At 59.2% G+C, this 17,203-nt stretch carries 17 protein-coding genes; 11 read left to right on the top strand and 6 right to left on the bottom strand.

The features are described 5' to 3' along the window. Positions 1 to 10: 10 nt before the first annotated feature. A complete protein-coding gene (gene rpmB, locus PFH44_RS02380; protein ID WP_002436699.1) occupies positions 11 to 247 on the bottom strand; it encodes a 50S ribosomal protein L28 in 237 nt (78 codons plus the stop codon). A 265-nt stretch (positions 248 to 512) separates the two neighbouring features. Then, positions 513 to 1,178: a RadC family protein gene (gene radC, locus PFH44_RS02375; RefSeq protein ID WP_045853837.1), complete on the bottom strand. Its 666-nt coding sequence runs from the start codon at positions 1,176 to 1,178 to the stop codon at positions 513 to 515. Positions 1,179 to 1,355: 177 nt separating this feature from the next. Between radC and coaBC the strand changes: the two genes are divergently transcribed. The 3 genes from coaBC (at position 1,356) to slmA (ending at position 3,725) form a co-directional block, all read left to right on the top strand. Next, a complete protein-coding gene (coaBC, locus tag PFH44_RS02370) occupies positions 1,356 to 2,567 on the top strand; it encodes a bifunctional phosphopantothenoylcysteine decarboxylase/phosphopantothenate--cysteine ligase CoaBC (RefSeq protein ID WP_072051805.1) in 1,212 nt (403 codons plus the stop codon). Further along, entirely contained in the window at positions 2,545 to 3,003 is a 459-nt protein-coding gene (gene dut, locus PFH44_RS02365) for a dUTP diphosphatase (RefSeq protein WP_045853835.1), read from the top strand. Before coaBC ends, dut begins: the two co-directional genes overlap by 23 nt. A gap of 125 nt (positions 3,004 to 3,128) precedes the next feature. Then, positions 3,129 to 3,725 (top strand): nucleoid occlusion factor SlmA, encoded by a 597-nt coding sequence (slmA, locus tag PFH44_RS02360; protein ID WP_045853834.1) that lies wholly within the window; start codon positions 3,129 to 3,131, stop codon positions 3,723 to 3,725. Positions 3,726 to 3,763: 38 nt separating this feature from the next. On the opposite strand, the gene pyrE is transcribed toward slmA, so the two are convergent. After that, positions 3,764 to 4,405, bottom strand: coding sequence for an orotate phosphoribosyltransferase (gene pyrE, locus PFH44_RS02355; RefSeq protein WP_045853833.1), 642 nt, complete (start codon positions 4,403 to 4,405; stop codon positions 3,764 to 3,766). A gap of 72 nt (positions 4,406 to 4,477) precedes the next feature. Further along, entirely contained in the window at positions 4,478 to 5,194 is a 717-nt protein-coding gene (gene rph / locus PFH44_RS02350) for a ribonuclease PH (protein ID WP_032690259.1), read from the bottom strand. Positions 5,195 to 5,319: 125 nt separating this feature from the next. Between rph and PFH44_RS02345 the strand changes: the two genes are divergently transcribed. Then, positions 5,320 to 6,183: a YicC/YloC family endoribonuclease gene (locus PFH44_RS02345; RefSeq protein WP_283824191.1), complete on the top strand. Its 864-nt coding sequence runs from the start codon at positions 5,320 to 5,322 to the stop codon at positions 6,181 to 6,183. Positions 6,184 to 6,252: 69 nt separating this feature from the next. Here the strand turns inward: PFH44_RS02345 and PFH44_RS02340 are convergent, their stop codons facing one another. Continuing rightward, on the bottom strand, positions 6,253 to 7,512 hold the full coding sequence (locus tag PFH44_RS02340; RefSeq protein WP_283824190.1) for a chloride channel protein: 1,260 nt from the start codon (positions 7,510 to 7,512) through the stop codon (positions 6,253 to 6,255). 276 nt (positions 7,513 to 7,788) lie between these two features. Between PFH44_RS02340 and PFH44_RS02335 the strand changes: the two genes are divergently transcribed. Beyond that, positions 7,789 to 8,406, top strand: coding sequence for a trimeric intracellular cation channel family protein (locus PFH44_RS02335; protein ID WP_045853830.1), 618 nt, complete (start codon positions 7,789 to 7,791; stop codon positions 8,404 to 8,406). A 5-nt stretch (positions 8,407 to 8,411) separates the two neighbouring features. Here the strand turns inward: PFH44_RS02335 and ligB are convergent, their stop codons facing one another. Continuing rightward, positions 8,412 to 10,088 carry an NAD-dependent DNA ligase LigB gene (gene ligB / locus PFH44_RS02330; RefSeq protein WP_283824189.1) on the bottom strand — a complete coding sequence of 559 codons (1,677 nt, stop codon included), beginning with the start codon at positions 10,086 to 10,088 and terminating at the stop codon, positions 8,412 to 8,414. Positions 10,089 to 10,345: 257 nt separating this feature from the next. On the opposite strand from ligB, the gene gmk reads away from it, so the two are divergent. The 6 genes from gmk to glpX all read left to right on the top strand — a co-directional run. Further along, positions 10,346 to 10,969: a guanylate kinase gene (gene gmk / locus PFH44_RS02325; RefSeq protein WP_041143234.1), complete on the top strand. Its 624-nt coding sequence runs from the start codon at positions 10,346 to 10,348 to the stop codon at positions 10,967 to 10,969. A 54-nt stretch (positions 10,970 to 11,023) separates the two neighbouring features. Beyond that, entirely contained in the window at positions 11,024 to 11,299 is a 276-nt protein-coding gene (gene rpoZ, locus PFH44_RS02320; protein WP_006817787.1) for a DNA-directed RNA polymerase subunit omega, read from the top strand. Between the two features lie 18 nt (positions 11,300 to 11,317). Continuing rightward, positions 11,318 to 13,441, top strand: a complete 2,124-nt coding sequence (gene spoT, locus PFH44_RS02315; RefSeq protein WP_045853829.1) for a bifunctional GTP diphosphokinase/guanosine-3',5'-bis pyrophosphate 3'-pyrophosphohydrolase — start codon at positions 11,318 to 11,320, stop codon at positions 13,439 to 13,441. 138 nt (positions 13,442 to 13,579) lie between these two features. Beyond that, positions 13,580 to 14,269 carry a tRNA (guanosine(18)-2'-O)-methyltransferase TrmH gene (trmH, locus tag PFH44_RS02310; RefSeq protein WP_045853828.1) on the top strand — a complete coding sequence of 230 codons (690 nt, stop codon included), beginning with the start codon at positions 13,580 to 13,582 and terminating at the stop codon, positions 14,267 to 14,269. Positions 14,270 to 14,273: 4 nt separating this feature from the next. After that, the gene (recG, locus tag PFH44_RS02305) at positions 14,274 to 16,355 is read left to right on the top strand and encodes an ATP-dependent DNA helicase RecG (RefSeq protein WP_283824188.1); all 2,082 of its coding nucleotides are present in this window, start codon (positions 14,274 to 14,276) and stop codon (positions 16,353 to 16,355) included. A 62-nt stretch (positions 16,356 to 16,417) separates the two neighbouring features. Further along, positions 16,418 to 17,203, top strand: a 786-nt coding sequence (glpX, locus tag PFH44_RS02300; protein ID WP_283824187.1) for a class II fructose-bisphosphatase, incomplete at its 3' end; no start/stop codon positions are given.

Below are 17,203 nucleotides of genomic sequence, written 5' to 3'. Positions count from 1 at the left end.
CTCTTAGTACTTAGTACTTTTCGCCACGGGCACGCAGTTCGGACAGAACTGTATCGATGCCTTTCTTATCAATAACACGCATACCTTTAGCAGATACGCGCAGGGTGACAAAACGCTTTTCGCTCTCAACCCAGAAACGGTGAGAGTGCAGGTTCGGCAGGAAACGGCGTTTGGTCGCGTTCAGTGCGTGGGAACGGTTGTTACCGGTCACCGGACGCTTGCCAGTAACTTGGCAGACTCGGGACATGTCTATTCTCCAAAAATCAAATTAGCTCGAGCTTCGTATGGGGTATTGGCGCCTCGTCAGGCTTTACAGCCCGGTCATCGCAGTTCTACACGTCATTCTTCATGCCGCCTTGATGCAACCTGAAGAGTGGGTGTCTAAGTGAACCATCGATTGCCAGGCCCAAATGCCAAACCCGAGATTCTCAAAGGTGGCGTAGTATACGCTGACTCGGCGATGTGCTCAAGTCCCGAACAGACAAAGATCCCGCAGGATCGCGTGATCGGGGCTAAATCCAGCCGCGCTCGGCAAAAGATACGTACGCACCGCGGCCGATAACAAGGTGATCGAGCACGCGTATATCCATGAAACCACAACACTTTATCACTCTTTCGGTAATCAACCTGTCGGCCTTACTCGGCTCGGGGCTACCGGATGGATGATTATGTGCCAGGATCACCGCAGCGGCGTTCACTTTGATGGCTTCGCGTACAATTTCTCGCGGATGCACCTCAACGTGGCTAAGAGTACCAGAAAAAAGGCGGCTATGTTTCAATACCCGATTCTGATTATCTAAAAAGATCACCATAAAGATCTCCCGCTCCTCGTCCATCAGCTGGCTTTGCAAAAATTCCCGCGTCATCAGCGGCGTTACCAGAGAGGGCTCTTCAACTATCCGTCGGCTAAAATAGCGCCGCGCCAGCTCGGCGACGCCTTTTAGCTGAGCGAACTTCGCGAGGCCTATGCCGTCGATCTTGTCAAACTGCGCCTTGTCCGCCGATAGCAGGCCGTACAGCGAGCCAAAGCGCGCGAGCAGGTCGTGCGAAAAGGTCATCACGTCCTGCTCGCGGGTGCCGGTACGTAAAAACAGCGCCAGCAGCTCAACGTCCGACAGCGCTTCAATACCGTAGAGCAGCATTTTTTCCCTTGGCAGCAGGGGTTCCAGTAAATCCATCGCAGCCTCTCTTTTCCAGTACGCCCCACATCCTGACATAGCCCTTCGCCGCTGCCGACGGCCGGCTTTTACCCGTGCGTAGCGGCTCGCAAAGTCAATTCCAGGCAGGCGCACGACGCCGACGGGATTGTGGTAAGATGCGCGAATTCTGGTGTACTCCAACAGGAAAAAATCATGATGAGTCTGGCTGGTAAAAAGATCGTTCTCGGCGTCAGCGGCGGCATCGCTGCCTACAAAACGCCTGAACTGGTACGCCGCCTGCGCGAGCGCGGCGCCGACGTACGGGTCGCCATGACGGAAGCCGCGAAGGCCTTCATTACGCCACTCAGCCTGCAGGCGGTGTCAGGTTATCCGGTTTCCGATAGCCTGCTCGACCCGGCAGCAGAAGCCGCGATGGGCCACATTGAGCTGGGAAAATGGGCCGACCTGGTTATCCTCGCCCCCGCAACCGCCGATCTGATCGCCCGCGTCGCTGCCGGCATGGCGAACGACCTGGTCTCCACTATCTGCCTCGCCACGCCGTCTCCGGTCGCCGTGGTGCCCGCCATGAACCAGCAGATGTATCGCGCCGCCGCGACGCAGCATAATCTTGAGGTCATCTCCTCACGCGGCCTGCTGGTCTGGGGCCCGGACAGCGGAAGCCAGGCCTGCGGCGATATCGGCCCGGGCCGGATGCTGGATCCGCTGACCCTCGTCGATATGGCGGCCGCGCATTTTTCGCCTGTCAAAGATTTGCAACATCTCAACATCATGATTACCGCGGGCCCCACCCGCGAGCCGCTGGATCCGGTACGCTATATCAGCAATCAAAGCTCCGGTAAGATGGGCTTCGCTATCGCTGCCGCTGCGGCAAACCGCGGCGCCAACGTCACATTAGTCAGCGGCCCGGTTTCGCTACCGACGCCGCCTTTCGTGCAGCGGATTGACGTCACGACCGCGTTGGAAATGCAGGCCGCGGTCGACGGCGGCGTTCGGCAGCAGCATATTTTTATTGGCTGCGCGGCCGTTGCCGACTACCGCGCCATCACCGTTGCTGAGAAAAAAATCAAAAAGCAAGATGATGAATTAACAATAAAAATGGTCAAAAACCCGGATATCGTTGCCGGGGTCGCTGCGCTAACGGATAGCCGACCTTACGTCGTTGGGTTTGCCGCCGAAACGAATAATGTGGAAGAATACGCGAGGCAAAAACGCGACCGCAAAAATCTCGATCTGATCTGCGCCAATGATGTATCTAAGCCAAATCAGGGATTTAACAGCGACAGCAACGCATTACACCTTTTCTGGCAGGATGGAGATAAGCGCTTGCCACACGAGCGCAAGGAACTCCTGGGCCAATTATTACTCGACGAGATCGTGACCCGTTATGATGAAAAAAATCGACGTTAAGCTTCTGGACCCGCGCGTTGGCAAGGAGTTTCCGCTGCCAACCTACGCCACCTCCGGTTCTGCCGGACTTGACCTGCGGGCCTGTCTCGACGCCGCTGTAGAGCTTGCGCCGGGCGCAACCACCCTGCTGCCAACCGGCCTGGCTATTCATATCGCCGATCCGTCGCTGGCGGCGGTCATCCTGCCGCGCTCCGGGCTGGGCCATAAGCACGGCATCGTGCTGGGCAACCTGGTCGGCCTTATCGATTCCGACTATCAGGGGCAACTGATGGTTTCCGTCTGGAACCGCGGCCAGCAGAGCTTTACTATTGAACCCGGCGAGCGCATCGCTCAAATGGTATTTGTACCCGTCGTACAGGCGGAATTTAACCTGGTGGAAGATTTTGACGCCACCGAACGTGGCGAAGGTGGCTTTGGTCACTCAGGGCGCGCATAGGCCCGTCCACACAAAACCCGCATTCCAAAGCGCAATAATGCAATAACATCGCCGCAAATGACCGTTTGCGGCCGCTTTGTGGATGTCTGCCTGACAAGTGCTTATTTTCAGGGGTATTTTAAAACATGGCAGAAAAACAAACTGCGAAAAGGAATCGTCGCGAGGAAATACTTCAATCTCTGGCGCTAATGCTTGAATCCAGCGATGGTAGTCAACGTATTACTACGGCGAAACTGGCGGCGTCCGTCGGCGTGTCCGAAGCGGCGCTGTACCGTCATTTTCCCAGCAAAACCCGCATGTTCGATAGCCTGATCGAGTTTATCGAAGACAGTCTGATTACGCGCATCAATTTGATTTTAAAAGATGAGAAAGACACATCCGCGCGCCTGCGCCTGATCGTGCTGTTGATTCTTGGGTTTGGTGAGCGTAATCCTGGGCTGACGCGAATTCTGACCGGCCACGCGCTGATGTTTGAACAGGACCGCCTGCAGGACCGGATCAACCAGCTATTTGAACGCATTGAGGTTCAGCTACGCCAGGTCATGCGCGAGAAGAAAATGCGCGAAGGTGAAGGCTTCGTCACCGACGAATCTTTGCTGGCCAGCCAGCTGCTGGCGTTCTGCGAAGGCATGCTGTCGCGCTTTGTGCGCAGCGAGTTTAAATATCGTCCGACGGACGATTTTGACGCCCGCTGGCCGCTGGTCGCCGCGCAGCTACGGTAATCCGAAGCCCGGAGGCATAACGCCCCGGGCTTTGTTATCTATACGCCAAACGCTTCGCGATAGGCGCGTACCGACGCCAGATGCTCTGCCATCTCCGGCTTCTCTTCCAGATAGCTAATCAGGTCCTTGAGGGTGACGATAGAGATCACCTTGCAGCCGTAATCGCGCTCAACTTCCTGAATTGCGGAAATTTCGCCGCGACCGCGTTCCTGACGGTCCAGAGAAATCAGCACGCCGGCGAGCTCAGCCCCGTTGGCCTGGATAATCTCCATCGATTCGCGAATCGCGGTGCCTGCGGTTATCACATCGTCGACCAGCATGACGCGACCCTGCAGGGCGCTGCCAACCAGATTGCCGCCTTCGCCGTGCGTTTTGGCTTCTTTACGGTTAAAGCAGTAGGGTAAATCCAGGTCGTGGTGTTCAGCCAGCGCAACCGCGGTGGTGGTGGCGATAGGAATGCCTTTGTAGGCCGGGCCAAACAGCAGGTCAAAATCGATTCCGGAGTCGACCAGCGCTTCCGCATAGAAACGGCCCAACAGTGCCAGATCGCGCCCGGTGTTAAACAGGCCGGCGTTGAAGAAATAGGGGCTCTTGCGCCCGGATTTCAGCGTAAACTCGCCAAACTTAAGAACCTGCTTGTTAAGCGCAAACTCAATAAACTGGCGCTGATATGGTTTCATGGATTCGCTCCTCATCGTGCATTCTATGGATCTACGGACAAAAAAAAGGCGACTTCTCAGTCGCCTTAAAAACTAGTTTTCCAACGCCGCCTTCTGCGTCGCGACAATAGATTCGATCCCCCCTCGGGCCAACGCCAGCAGAGTCAGGAGCTCTTCATGGGTAAACGGCTCGCCTTCCGCCGTGCCCTGCACCTCGATGATGCGACCGTCTTCGGTCATCACCACGTTCATATCGGTTTCCGCTGCGGAATCTTCCACGTACTCCAGATCGCAAAGCGCTTCGCCGTTAACGATGCCGACGGAAACGGCGGCAACCATGCCTTTCATCGGGTTAGTTTTCAGCTTGCCGGCGGCGACCAGCTTGTTCAGCGCGTCAGCCAGCGCCACGCAGGCGCCGGTGATGGATGCGGTACGGGTGCCGCCGTCGGCCTGCAGCACATCGCAATCGAGGGTAATGGTGAACTCGCCGAGCGCCTTCAGGTCTACCGCAGCGCGCAGCGCGCGGGCGATAAGGCGCTGGATTTCCATGGTGCGACCGCCCTGCTTACCTTTGGCGGCTTCACGCGCGTTACGGGTGTGCGTCGCGCGCGGCAGCATGCCGTATTCCGCGGTGATCCACCCCTGGCCCTGGCCTTTCAGAAAGCGCGGTACGCCTTCATCAATTGACGCGGTGCACAGCACTTTGGTGTCACCAAATTCGACCAGCACGGAGCCTTCAGCGTGTATGGTATAGTTACGGGTCAGGGTTACGGGACGCACCTGATTAGCGCTACGGCCTGCTGGACGCATGATGTTCTCTCCGGCTTGAAACGAATATGGCTGCGCATTATACGGATAATGCTTGCTTATTCCTATCCTGATAAGGCCCTGAAAGCTATAATCCCCCCCACTCTCCTTTAAAAACAGGAACGTCTATGATCCGCAGTATGACCGCCTATGCCCGCCGTGAAATTAAGGGCGAATGGGGCAGCGCCGCGTGGGAACTGCGCTCGGTAAACCAGCGCTACCTGGAAACCTATTTCCGTCTGCCGGAGCAGTTCCGTAGTCTGGAGCCCGTGGTGCGTGAGCGTATTCGTGCGCGTCTGACCCGCGGCAAAATCGAATGTACCCTGCGTTTTGAACAGGACCCCAGCGCTCAGGGTGAGCTGATTCTGAACGAAAACCTGGCAAAGCAGCTGGTCAACGCCGCCAACTGGGTAAAAATGCAGAGCGATGAAGGGGAAATCAACCCGGTTGATATCCTGCGCTGGCCCGGAGTCATGGCCGCTCAGGAGCAGGATCTCGACGCCATTGCCTCCGATATTCTCACCGCGCTGAACGGCGCGCTGGACGACTTTATCGTCGCTCGCGAAACCGAAGGCCAGGCGCTGAAGACGCTTATCGAACAGCGCCTGGAAGGCGTCAATACCGAAGTCAGCAAAGTTCGCAGCCATATGCCGGAAATCCTGCAGTGGCAGCGCGAGCGCCTGGTATCTAAGCTGGAAGACGCGGAAGTGCAGCTGGAAAACAACCGTCTCGAGCAAGAGCTGGTGCTGATGGCGCAGCGTATCGACGTTGCCGAAGAGCTGGACCGTCTGGAAGCGCATGTCAAAGAGACCTACAACATTCTGAAGAAAAAAGAAGCCGTTGGCCGCCGCCTCGACTTTATGATGCAGGAGTTCAACCGCGAGTCGAACACCCTGGCGTCAAAATCGATCAATGCGGAAGTCACCAATTCTGCCATCGAGCTGAAAGTGCTGATTGAGCAGATGCGCGAGCAAATTCAGAACATCGAGTAACCGCAGGCCCCTCGATGACAGGCACCTCGATTAAAGGCTGGTTTTACCAGCCTTTTTTATCCCTTCAGTTCAGAACCTGTACTTTCCGTTCAGTATCCGACAGGTGATAAAAGCGCCCGCAGCGCACAGCAGCGTGGGGGCCAGATAGCTATGATCCATATGGGTAAACTCCATTACCAGCGCAACCGCCGTCAGCGGCATTTGCATTGACGCCGCCAGAAAAGCCGCGGCCCCAACCAGCGCAAAGCTGCCGGCGTCGCCGCCGGGCACCAGCAGCTGCCAAAACATACTCAGCAGCAGGCTCACCAGGCCTCCCACCGCCAGGCCAGGAGTCAACAGTCCTCCTTCCGCACCGCCGCGCAGCACCGCCAGAATCACGATCGCTTTCAGGACCAGAAGCACCAGCGCGCTATGCAATCCCAGCCCGTCGCCGATCGCAAGCTGCATCGGGCCTTTGCCATTGCCGGGTAGCTGCGGAAAATAGAGGCTCAGCCCGGCAAGAAGGGTAAACGCCAGCAGGCAAAATAGCGGCATCTGCCAGTTTGTCCTGACCCGCGCACGCGCGGCGCTGGTTGCCTGACGAAACAGCCACGCCGCCGCGCCAAGCAGCGGGCTGACGATTATCGCCCACCACATAAACGCGTGCGGGAGCGCCCCGGAGATAAAGTGGTACTGGGACTCATCCCCCAGCCCGAGCGCTGCCGTCCAGGCAGCAACGGCCGACGTCACCACGGCCGCCAGCGTTTTCTCCCAGCTAAACGACAGCAGCATCACTTCAAGGCTGAACAGGGCGCCGGCCAGCGGCACGTTATATACCGCCGCCAGCCCGGCACCGGCGCCGCAGGCAATCAGCGTGCGGGTTTCATCTTCATGCAGGCCCATTCTGCGCGCCACTATACCGGCCCCCAGCGCCCCCATCTCTCGCGGCGCAACCTCCCGACCGAGCGGGGAGCCCAGCGCCACGGTGACGATCTGCAGCAGGGCATGCAGGGTTGTCGTGCCCGCCGGCATCGGCACCGCGGGCGTGGCGACGGCGGCGGAAATCGATACCCGCTTCTGACCGTAGCGGCCCAGCAGCCACCAGCCAAACCCGGCGATCGCGCCGCCTACGACGATGGCCGTGAAGCGTCGGGGCCAGGAGGCATCCGTTACGCCCTGCAAAAACGACTCCGTGCCGACAAGACGATCGAGGCTATATCCAAAAGCAAGGTGCTGAATAGCGTGCAAAATCATCGCCAGAACCATTCCCGACAGGCCGGCAAGGACCCCGGTCAGAACGACGGCCGCCAGGCGCAGCAGGTAGTTTTTCTCGCCGGTTACTCCGGTCATATTCTTAGGCCCTGAAAGAGGAAAATAAAATGATAACGGTCGCGAGTTAAATATTACGTATTTAGCGCGTATTTTCCTGACCAGCGCCGGTCGGACCTTATTCATTAGTTTTTCTAATCTTAAAACTAAAATAAAAATCCATTAAACCCCACAAATAAAGGTAACTGTGAAAATCAGACATTATTTTTTCAAGGTGTAGCTCGTTCACCTTAGAAAATCTCAGTCGTGATCCTGCGCACAAATCGCTAACCTGCCCGCTCTCATCGTGGGGGATCTATGCTGCTTCATATTCTGTATTTAATTGGTATTACCGCGGAAGCGATGACCGGCGCTCTGGCGGCCGGACGCCGTCGTATGGATACCTTTGGCGTTATCATTATTGCGACCGCCACCGCCCTGGGCGGCGGGTCGGTGCGGGATATTCTGCTCGGCCACTACCCTCTGGGCTGGGTCAAGAACCCGGAATACGTCATCATTGTTGCCGTCGCCGCGGTACTCACCACGATTGCCGCCCCGGTTATGCCCCACCTGCGTCGGCTGTTTTTGGTCCTCGACGCCCTCGGCCTGGTGGTGTTTTCAATTATCGGCGCGCAGATTGCCCTCGATATGGGAGAAGGCCCGGTTATCGCCTCTATCGCGGCGGTCATCACCGGCGTCTTCGGCGGCGTGCTGCGGGATATGTTCTGTAAGCGCATCCCGCTGGTGTTCCAGAAAGAGCTGTACGCCGGGATCTCTTTTGCCGCCGCCATTCTGTATATCGCCCTGCAGCACTATGTCAGCAGCCACGACGTGGTGGTCATCGCCACCCTGCTGTTTGGCTTTACCGCCCGCATGCTGGCCCTGCGCTGGAAGCTGGGTCTGCCGGTCTTCCACTACAACCATAGCGCGCACTGATCGGGCTAAAACCCGGAGATGCCCTGCCCGCTGAGCCACTGCGCCAGCGCGGCAACGTCCGGATGCCGCAGAAAGGCCACCAGCTGACGCGCTTTTTCATCCCCCACTCCCGGCAGGCGCCGCCACTGCTCTTCGCTGCGCGCCAGCAGCTGCGACCAGCCCTCTCCGGCCAGGCCCGCCATCGCCGCCTGCGGCACCGGCACTCCCAGAGCCTGCACCCAGCGCAGAAAGGGCTGCTGGCGGGCAAGGTTAAACTGGTGCCAGAGCCGCTGACCGCGTAGCGCAGAGATCCCCGGGACTGACTGCAGCTGCTGAGGGGTAAACGCCAGCCACGAAAAAAGATGCTCCATACGCAGAGAGCGATGGACGGCGCGCCACGCGGACTCACCGACGCTGCCGAGGTCCAGTACGGGCTTTGACGACAGCCAGACCAGCCTTGCAAGAAACTGTCCGCCGCACTCGGGGGAGAAAAAATAGCAGGTCAGCGCGTTAAAACGCGCCGGAGGCGGTTGAGGCTTGCGGCGCTGGGCCGTTCGCCACACTACGCTATCTATCCGCGGGATCCCCTGCCCCGCCAGGCTGATTTGCAGCTGATCGCCAATCGCAATATCCAGGCTTTGCCAGCGGGCCACCGACCCTACGCTCACGCGTTTAACCTGTTTATCGTCCAGCTGCTGCGGGTCGAGCTCTGCCACCACCGCAATTTTCCCGCTACGCCCGACGTAAAAGCGAAGGTCTCGCACCTCCATGATGCGGACGGCCGGAGGATACTTCCACGCCGCGACCCAATCCCCCTGCCCCGGCGACCAGAAGCGCCCGGCAGGCTCCTTCCCAAGGCGTACGACAACGCCATCGGTAGCAAAAGGTAGCGCTGACGTTAACCAACGTTCACGCCAGCGCGCAACCTGCTCCACGTCCGCCACCGGTTGAGAAAAGCCGCTGCTCGCGCTGAAGCCGGCCTGCTGTAGCAGAGCCTGCCGTTGACGCATCTCCTCGGGCCCATCCGGCCATGCCCAGATAAAGACGCCCAGATCCGCTAACGATGTCGATATATCCCGCCGCATCATGGCGCCAGCGACCGTCGCCCGGGCGTTTACTCCCCCCATCCGCTTCTGGATATGTCCGGCGCGGCGGAGAAAAAGTTCTCCCTGCAGCACGCTATTGGCCAGCGCGCCCTTCGTCACCCTCGGCACACCGGGAATCTGCCGCACTTTTGCCGTCCAGTCTTCTCCAGCCCGGCCATCTCCCCGGCTGATGGCCTGTACCAGCCGCCCGCGGCGGTAAACCAGCGTCACCGCAACGCCATCCACCTTTGGCTGCACCCACAGATCGGTTTTGCCCCGCATCCAGCGCGCCACGTCGGCTTTTTCCGCCAGCTTACGCACGCCGGTGTGGGCAACCGGGTGCCGCACCTCGCCCCGGGGCGGCGGTAAATCATCGATGACCGGCGCTTTGATGGCAAAACAGCGCCGCCACTCGACTAACCGGGCGAAAAGCCGATCGTAGACGTCATCAGCGACTTCGCTGCTGCCGCGCTGCCAGTAGTCGTTTTTCCACCCGGCAACCTGCTGATTCAGGCGGCTGACCTCCTGTTCAGCCTGCGCCTGCGTCCACGCGGGGCAGGCCGACTGGCCGTATCCCGCCGTTATCCATATGCCTATCGCCCAAAGCCATTTTCGCACTGTGCTGCCCTCCTTTTTGCCCACCGGCATTCTGCCGCCGCCGGGGCATCACCGGCGATAAGGGCTTTTCCGCGCTGCGAGCCGGCTTCCAGGGTTTGTCGTTGATTGCGGCAACTCACAGAGAAATCAGGGAAACAGCAGGCAAAATGAAAGAAACAGAGGGAAAAAGTGTGACAGGGACTACGTCACAGCGCGGCGGCGTGTATAATAGGCTCGTATGTAGTTTCTCTTTCGACCATCACATACAAAAGACTCTCATGGCTCAAGGCACGCTTTATATTGTTTCCGCCCCAAGTGGCGCGGGTAAATCCAGCCTGATTCAGGCTTTATTAAAAACCCAACCGCTGTACGACTCTCAGGTCTCTGTTTCGCATACCACGCGCGCGCCGCGTCCTGGTGAGGTGCACGGTGAACACTATTTCTTTGTTAATCACGACGATTTCAGAACGATGATTGGTAAAGACGCATTTCTTGAGCATGCGGAAGTTTTTGGCAACTATTACGGCACCTCGCGCGAAGCGATCGAGCAGGTACTGGCAACCGGCGTTGATGTCTTCCTCGATATCGACTGGCAGGGCGCTCAGCAAATCCGTCATAAAATGCCGGGCGCGCGCAGCATTTTTGTTCTGCCGCCGTCCAAAGATGAGCTTGACCGTCGCCTGCGTGGCCGCGGCCAGGACAGCGAAGAGGTGATCGCAAAACGTATGGCGCAGGCTGTTGCAGAAATGAGCCATTACGCGGAATATGATTACCTTATTGTGAATGATGATTTTGATACCGCCCTGGGCGATCTGAAAAACATCATCCGCGCCGAACGTCTGCGCATGAGCCGCCAAAAGCAGCGACATGGCGCTTTAATCACCAAACTGTTGGCAGACTGAACCCACATTCAGTATCATGCCCAGTCATTTCTTCATCTGTGGAGCATTTTAAGTATGGCACGCGTAACTGTTCAGGACGCTGTAGAGAAAATTGGTAACCGTTTTGACCTGGTACTGGTCGCCGCGCGTCGCGCTCGTCAGATGCAGGTTGGCGGGAAAGATCCGCTGGTAGCGGAAGAAAACGATAAAACTACCGTTATCGCACTGCGCGAAATCGAAGAAGGTCTGATCAACAACCAGATCCTCGACGTGCGCGATCGTCAAGAACAGCAAGAGCAGGAAGCCGCTGAATTACAGGCAGTGACCGCTATTGCTGAAGGTCGTCGTTAATAACGCAGCGGGTTGCCCTTGTATCTGTTTGAAAGCCTGAATCAGCTGATTCAAAACTACCTGCCGGAAGAGCAAATCAAGCGTCTTCGGCAGGCGTATCTCGTTGCACGTGACGCTCACGAGGGTCAGACACGTTCAAGCGGTGAACCCTATATCACGCACCCGGTAGCGGTAGCCTGTATTCTGGCCGAGATGAAGCTCGACCACGAAACGCTGATGGCCGCCCTGTTGCATGACGTGATTGAAGATACCCCCGCCACCTACCAGGACATGGAGCAACTCTTTGGTAAAAGCGTTGCCGAGCTGGTAGAGGGGGTATCAAAACTTGATAAGCTCAAGTTCCGCGATAAGAAAGAGGCGCAGGCCGAAAACTTTCGCAAGATGATTATGGCGATGGTGCAGGATATCCGCGTCATCCTCATCAAGCTTGCCGACCGCACCCACAACATGCGCACCCTGGGCTCGCTACGCCCGGATAAACGCCGCCGCATTGCCCGCGAAACGCTGGAAATCTACAGCCCGCTGGCCCACCGTTTAGGTATTCACCACATTAAAACCGAGCTCGAAGAGCTGGGCTTTGAAGCGCTGTATCCCAATCGGTATCGCGTCATTAAAGAAGTCGTTAAAGCGGCGCGCGGCAATCGTAAAGAGATGATCCAAAAGATCCTCTCCGAAATCGAAGGACGCTTACAGGAAGCGGGGATCCCCTGTCGCGTCAGCGGTCGCGAGAAGCATTTGTACTCCATCTACTGCAAAATGGTGCTCAAAGAGCAGCGTTTTCACTCGATCATGGATATCTACGCCTTCCGCGTGATTGTCCACGATGCCGACACCTGCTACCGCGTGCTTGGCCAGATGCACAGCCTCTACAAGCCGCGTCCAGGGCGGATGAAAGATTACATCGCCATTCCGAAAGCGAACGGCTATCAATCTTTGCACACCTCGATGATCGGCCCGCACGGCGTCCCGGTTGAGGTACAGATCCGTACCGAAGACATGGACCAGATGGCGGAAATGGGGGTTGCGGCGCACTGGGCCTATAAAGAGCACGGCGGCGAGAGCAGCACCACCGCGCAGATCCGCGCCCAGCGCTGGATGCAGAGCCTGCTGGAACTGCAGCAGAGCGCAGGCAGCTCGTTTGAATTTATCGAGAGCGTCAAATCCGATCTGTTCCCCGATGAGATTTACGTTTTCACCCCGGAAGGACGCATTGTCGAACTTCCTGCCGGCGCCACGCCGGTGGACTTTGCCTACGCGGTGCATACGGATATCGGCCACGCCTGCGTTGGCGCGCGCGTCGATCGCCAGCCCTATCCGCTGTCGCAGCCGCTCTCCAGCGGCCAGACGGTAGAGATCATTACCGCCCCGGGCGCGCGTCCGAATGCCGCCTGGCTGAACTTTGTCGTCAGCTCGAAAGCGCGCGCGAAGATCCGCCAGCTGTTGAAAAACCTCAAGCGCGATGACTCCGTCAGCCTCGGCCGCCGGCTGCTCAACCACGCCCTCGGCGGCAGCCGCAAGCTGGCAGAAATCCCGCCAGAGAACGTTCAGCGCGAGCTTGAGCGCATGAAGCTGGCGACGCTGGACGATCTGCTGGCAGAAATCGGCCTCGGCAACGCGATGAGCGTGGTGGTTGCCAGAAACCTGCAGCAGGGAGAGACCGTCTCCGCGCCGGCGCAAAGCTCAACGCCATCAGGCCACGGACATCTGCCGATTAAAGGCGCCGACGGCGTGCTGATTACCTTCGCCAAGTGCTGTCGTCCGATTCCCGGTGACCCGATTATCGCGCACGTCAGCCCCGGCAAAGGGCTGGTCATTCACCACGAGTCCTGTCGTAACATTCGCGGCTACCAGAAAGAGCCGGAGAAGTTTATGGCCGTCGAGTGGGATAAAGAGACCGCCCAGGAATTTATCACCGAAATTAAGGTGGATATGTTTAACCACCAGGGCGCGCTGGCGAACCTCACGGCCGCGATCAATACCGCCGCTTCCAATATTCAAAGCCTGAATACGGAAGAGAAGGATGGCCGCGTATACAGCGCCTTTATTCGCCTGACCGCGCGGGATCGCGTACATCTGGCGAATATCATGCGCAAGATTCGCGTGATGCCGGACGTGATAAAAGTCACCCGTAACCGAAACTAGCCTTATACACAAAATCATTCGGGCCAGGTCGCGAAACGCGCCAGCGTTTCGCACAGCGCTTGCGCTGGTCCCGAAGGGCGAGGCTGTAAGCCGGGTAGCCAGCGGCGCACGCCGAGGCAATTTGAAGGATTAAGTGTAATGAATTCACAGCGTTATGCGCGTATTTGTGAGATGCTCGCCAGGCGTCAGCCTGACCTGACGGTCTGCATGGAGCAGGTCCACAAACCTCATAACGTCTCTGCGGTTGTTCGTACCGCAGACGCCGTTGGCGTGCACGAAGTGCACGCTGTCTGGCCCAGCAGCCGCATGTACACCATGGTCTCCGCCGCCGCGGGCAGCAACAGCTGGGTACAGGTCAAAACGCACCCTACCATTGGCGACGCCGTCGGTCACCTAAAGGGCCAGGGCATGCAGATCCTCGCCACCCATCTTTCTGACAAAGCCGTCGACTTTCGTGAAATCGACTACACCCGGCCCACCTGTATCCTGATGGGCCAGGAAAAAACCGGCATCACCGCGGAAGCCTTAGCGCTGGCGGACCAGGAGATCGTGATTCCGATGACGGGCATGGTGCAGTCGCTCAACGTCTCCGTCGCCTCCGCCCTGATCCTCTATGAAGCGCAGCGCCAGCGGCAAAACGCGGGCATGTATAAACGCGAAAACAGCATGCTGCCGGAAGAAGAGCAGCAGCGCCTGCTGTTTGAAGGCGGCTATCCGGTGCTGGCAAGAGTGGCAAAACAAAAAGGCCTGCCCTATCCCCACGTCAACGGCCAGGGCGAAGTCGAAGCCGACGCCGCGTGGTGGGCCACAATGCAGGCAGCGAGGTAAACCGATGCAAAGCCGTCTGCTGGATGCTGTCCCGCTCAACACGTTAACCGGCGTTGGCGCAGCGCAGAGCAGCAAGCTGGCGAAAATCGGCCTGCACACCGTGCAGGATCTTCTGCTGCATCTGCCGCTACGCTACGAAGACCGTACCCAGCTCTATCAAATCGGTGACCTGCTGCCGGGGGTCTACGCCACCGTTGAAGGCGAAGTGCTCAACAGCAACATCACCTTCGGCGGCCGCCGGATGATGACCTGCCAGATAAGCGATGGCTCGGGTATTCTCACCATGCGCTTCTTCAACTTTAACGCCGCGATGAAAAACAGCCTTGCCGCCGGCCGCCGGGTGCTGGCCTACGGCGAAGCGAAGCGCGGCAAATACGGCGCGGAGATGATCCACCCGGAATACCGCGTGCAGGGCGATATGAGCGCGCCCGACCTGCAGGAGACCCTGACTCCGGTCTACCCCACCACCGAAGGTATCAAACAGGCCACGCTGCGTAAGCTCACCGACCAGGCGCTGGAGCTCCTTGAGACCTGCGCTATCGCCGAGCTGCTGCCGCCCGAGCTGGCGCAGGGAATGATGAGTCTCCCGGAGGCGCTGCGCACCCTGCATCGCCCGCCGCCGTCGCTCCAGCTCAGCGAGCTGGAAACCGGTAAGCACCCGGCCCAGCAGCGCTTAATTCTGGAAGAGCTGCTGGCGCATAACCTGAGCATGCTGGCGGTTCGCGCCGGCGCCCAGCGCTTCCACGCCCTGCCGCTCAGCGCCAACGATGGCCTAAAAAACAAGCTGCTGGCTTCCCTGCCCTTTAAACCGACCGGCGCCCAGGAGCGGGTGACCGCCGAGATCGAGCGGGATATGGCGCTCGATGTGCCGATGATGCGCCTGGTGCAGGGCGACGTCGGCTCCGGCAAAACGCTGGTTGCCGCCTTCGCGGCGCTGCGGGCCATCGCCCACGGCAGGCAGGTGGCGCTGATGGCGCCGACGGAGCTGCTGGCGGAGCAGCACGCCGCCAACTTCCGCAGCTGGTTTGCGCCGCTGGGCGTTGAGGTCGGCTGGCTGGCCGGCAAACAAAAAGGCAAGGCGCGTCAGGCGCAGCAGGATGCCATCGCCAGCGGTCAGGTGCAGATGATTGTCGGCACCCACGCTATTTTTCAGGAGCAGGTCCAGTTTAGCGGCCTGGCGCTGGTGATCATCGATGAACAGCACCGCTTCGGGGTGCATCAGCGCCTCGCGCTGTGGGAAAAGGGCCAGCAGCTGGGCTTCCATCCGCACCAGCTGATCATGACCGCTACCCCCATTCCGCGCACCCTGGCGATGACCGCCTACGCCGACCTCGACACCTCGACGATTGACGAGCTGCCGCCGGGCCGTACGCCGGTCACCACGGTGGCCATCCCGGACACCCGCCGCAGCGATATTATCGACCGCGTGCGCAACGCCTGTACTCAGGAAGGGCGTCAGGCCTACTGGGTCTGCACGCTGATTGAAGAGTCGGACCTGCTGGAAGCCCAGGCGGCGGAAGCCACCTGGGAAGAGCTGAAGCTGGCGCTGCCGGAGCTCAATATCGGCCTGGTGCACGGCCGGATGAAGCCGGCAGACAAGCAGGCGGTCATGCAGGCCTTTAAGCAGGGCGAGCTGCATCTGCTTATCGCCACCACGGTTATCGAGGTCGGGGTGGACGTGCCTAACGCCAGCCTGATGATTATCGAAAACCCGGAACGTCTCGGGCTGGCGCAGCTGCACCAGCTCAGAGGCCGCGTCGGTCGCGGCGCGGTGGCCTCCCACTGCGTGCTGCTCTATAAGTCGCCGCTGTCGAAAACCGCCCAGCTGCGCCTGCAGGTCCTGCGCGATAGCAACGACGGTTTCGTCATCGCGCAAAAGGACCTTGAGATCCGCGGCCCGGGCGAGCTGCTCGGCACCCGCCAGACCGGCACCGCCGAATTTAAGGTCGCGGATTTACTCCGCGATAAGGCAATGATCCCCGACGTTCAGCGCATTGCCCGCCATATTCACCAACGCTACCCGCAGCAGGCCCAGGCGCTTATCGAGCGCTGGATGCCGGAAACCGAACGCTATTCCAACGCCTGACGCCTCTGCTCCCGCAGGAGCAGGCGGCGCCGCGCGCAATTTTCCTTCAGAACGAGTGAATTATGAAACGAGAACTGGCCATCGAATTTTCGCGTGTTACCGAAGCCGCCGCGCTGGCGGGCTACAAGTGGCTGGGCCGCGGCGATAAAAACATCGCCGACGGCGCCGCGGTTAACGCCATGCGCATTATGCTCAACCTGATTGATATCGACGGCACTATCGTCATCGGCGAAGGTGAAATCGATGAAGCGCCGATGCTCTATATCGGCGAGAAGGTCGGCACCGGCCGCGGCGACGCGGTAGATATCGCCGTCGACCCGATCGAGGGCACGCGGATGACGGCGATGGGCCAGGCGAACGCGCTGGCCGTCATGGCGGTGGGCGATAAGGGCTGCTTCCTGAATGCGCCGGATATGTACATGGAAAAGCTGATTGTCGGTCCGGGGGCGAAAGGGGCGATTGACCTCAATCTGCCGCTGGCGGAGAACCTGCGTAACGTGGCGAGCGCGCTGAATAAGCCGCTCAGCGAGCTGACGGTGACCGTGCTCGCCAAGCCGCGCCATGATGCGGTGATTGCCGAGCTGCAGCAGCTGGGCGTACGCGTCTTCGCCATCCCAGACGGTGACGTGGCGGCCTCTATTCTGACCTGCATGCCGGATAGCGAAGTTGACGTCCTGTACGGTATCGGCGGCGCCCCGGAAGGCGTGGTTTCCGCCGCGGTGATCCGGGCGCTGGATGGCGATATGCAGGGCCGCCTGCTGGCCCGCCACCACGTCAAGGGCGACAGCGAAGAGAACCGCCGTATCGGCGCGAACGAGCGGGCCCGCTGCAAGGGGATGGGCATTGAG

It is taken from the genome of Klebsiella sp. Ech2A, assembly GCF_030078455.1.
Lineage (GTDB): Bacteria > Pseudomonadota > Gammaproteobacteria > Enterobacterales > Enterobacteriaceae > Klebsiella > Klebsiella terrigena.
Note: the sequence above shows the minus strand (reverse complement) of the source record. Positions and strands in the feature narration are given on the sequence as shown.

Excerpts from the sequence above, each read along its gene's own strand:
- pyrE (WP_045853833.1), bottom strand. The coding sequence starts at position 4,405 with ATGAAACCATATCAGCGCCAGTTTATTGAGTTTGCGCTTAACAAGCAG.
- rpoZ (WP_006817787.1), top strand. The coding sequence starts at position 11,024 with ATGGCACGCGTAACTGTTCAGGACGCTGTAGAGAAAATTGGTAACCGT.
- coaBC (WP_072051805.1), top strand. The coding sequence starts at position 1,356 with ATGAGTCTGGCTGGTAAAAAGATCGTTCTCGGCGTCAGCGGCGGCATC.
- radC (WP_045853837.1), bottom strand. The coding sequence starts at position 1,178 with ATGGATTTACTGGAACCCCTGCTGCCAAGGGAAAAAATGCTGCTCTAC.
- trmH (WP_045853828.1), top strand. The coding sequence starts at position 13,580 with ATGAATTCACAGCGTTATGCGCGTATTTGTGAGATGCTCGCCAGGCGT.
- slmA (WP_045853834.1), top strand. The coding sequence starts at position 3,129 with ATGGCAGAAAAACAAACTGCGAAAAGGAATCGTCGCGAGGAAATACTT.
- rpmB (WP_002436699.1), bottom strand. The coding sequence starts at position 247 with ATGTCCCGAGTCTGCCAAGTTACTGGCAAGCGTCCGGTGACCGGTAAC.
- PFH44_RS02345 (WP_283824191.1), top strand. The coding sequence starts at position 5,320 with ATGATCCGCAGTATGACCGCCTATGCCCGCCGTGAAATTAAGGGCGAA.
- dut (WP_045853835.1), top strand. The coding sequence starts at position 2,545 with ATGATGAAAAAAATCGACGTTAAGCTTCTGGACCCGCGCGTTGGCAAG.
- gmk (WP_041143234.1), top strand. The coding sequence starts at position 10,346 with ATGGCTCAAGGCACGCTTTATATTGTTTCCGCCCCAAGTGGCGCGGGT.
- PFH44_RS02340 (WP_283824190.1), bottom strand. The coding sequence starts at position 7,512 with ATGACCGGAGTAACCGGCGAGAAAAACTACCTGCTGCGCCTGGCGGCC.
- rph (WP_032690259.1), bottom strand. The coding sequence starts at position 5,194 with ATGCGTCCAGCAGGCCGTAGCGCTAATCAGGTGCGTCCCGTAACCCTG.
- recG (WP_283824188.1), top strand. The coding sequence starts at position 14,274 with ATGCAAAGCCGTCTGCTGGATGCTGTCCCGCTCAACACGTTAACCGGC.
- PFH44_RS02335 (WP_045853830.1), top strand. The coding sequence starts at position 7,789 with ATGCTGCTTCATATTCTGTATTTAATTGGTATTACCGCGGAAGCGATG.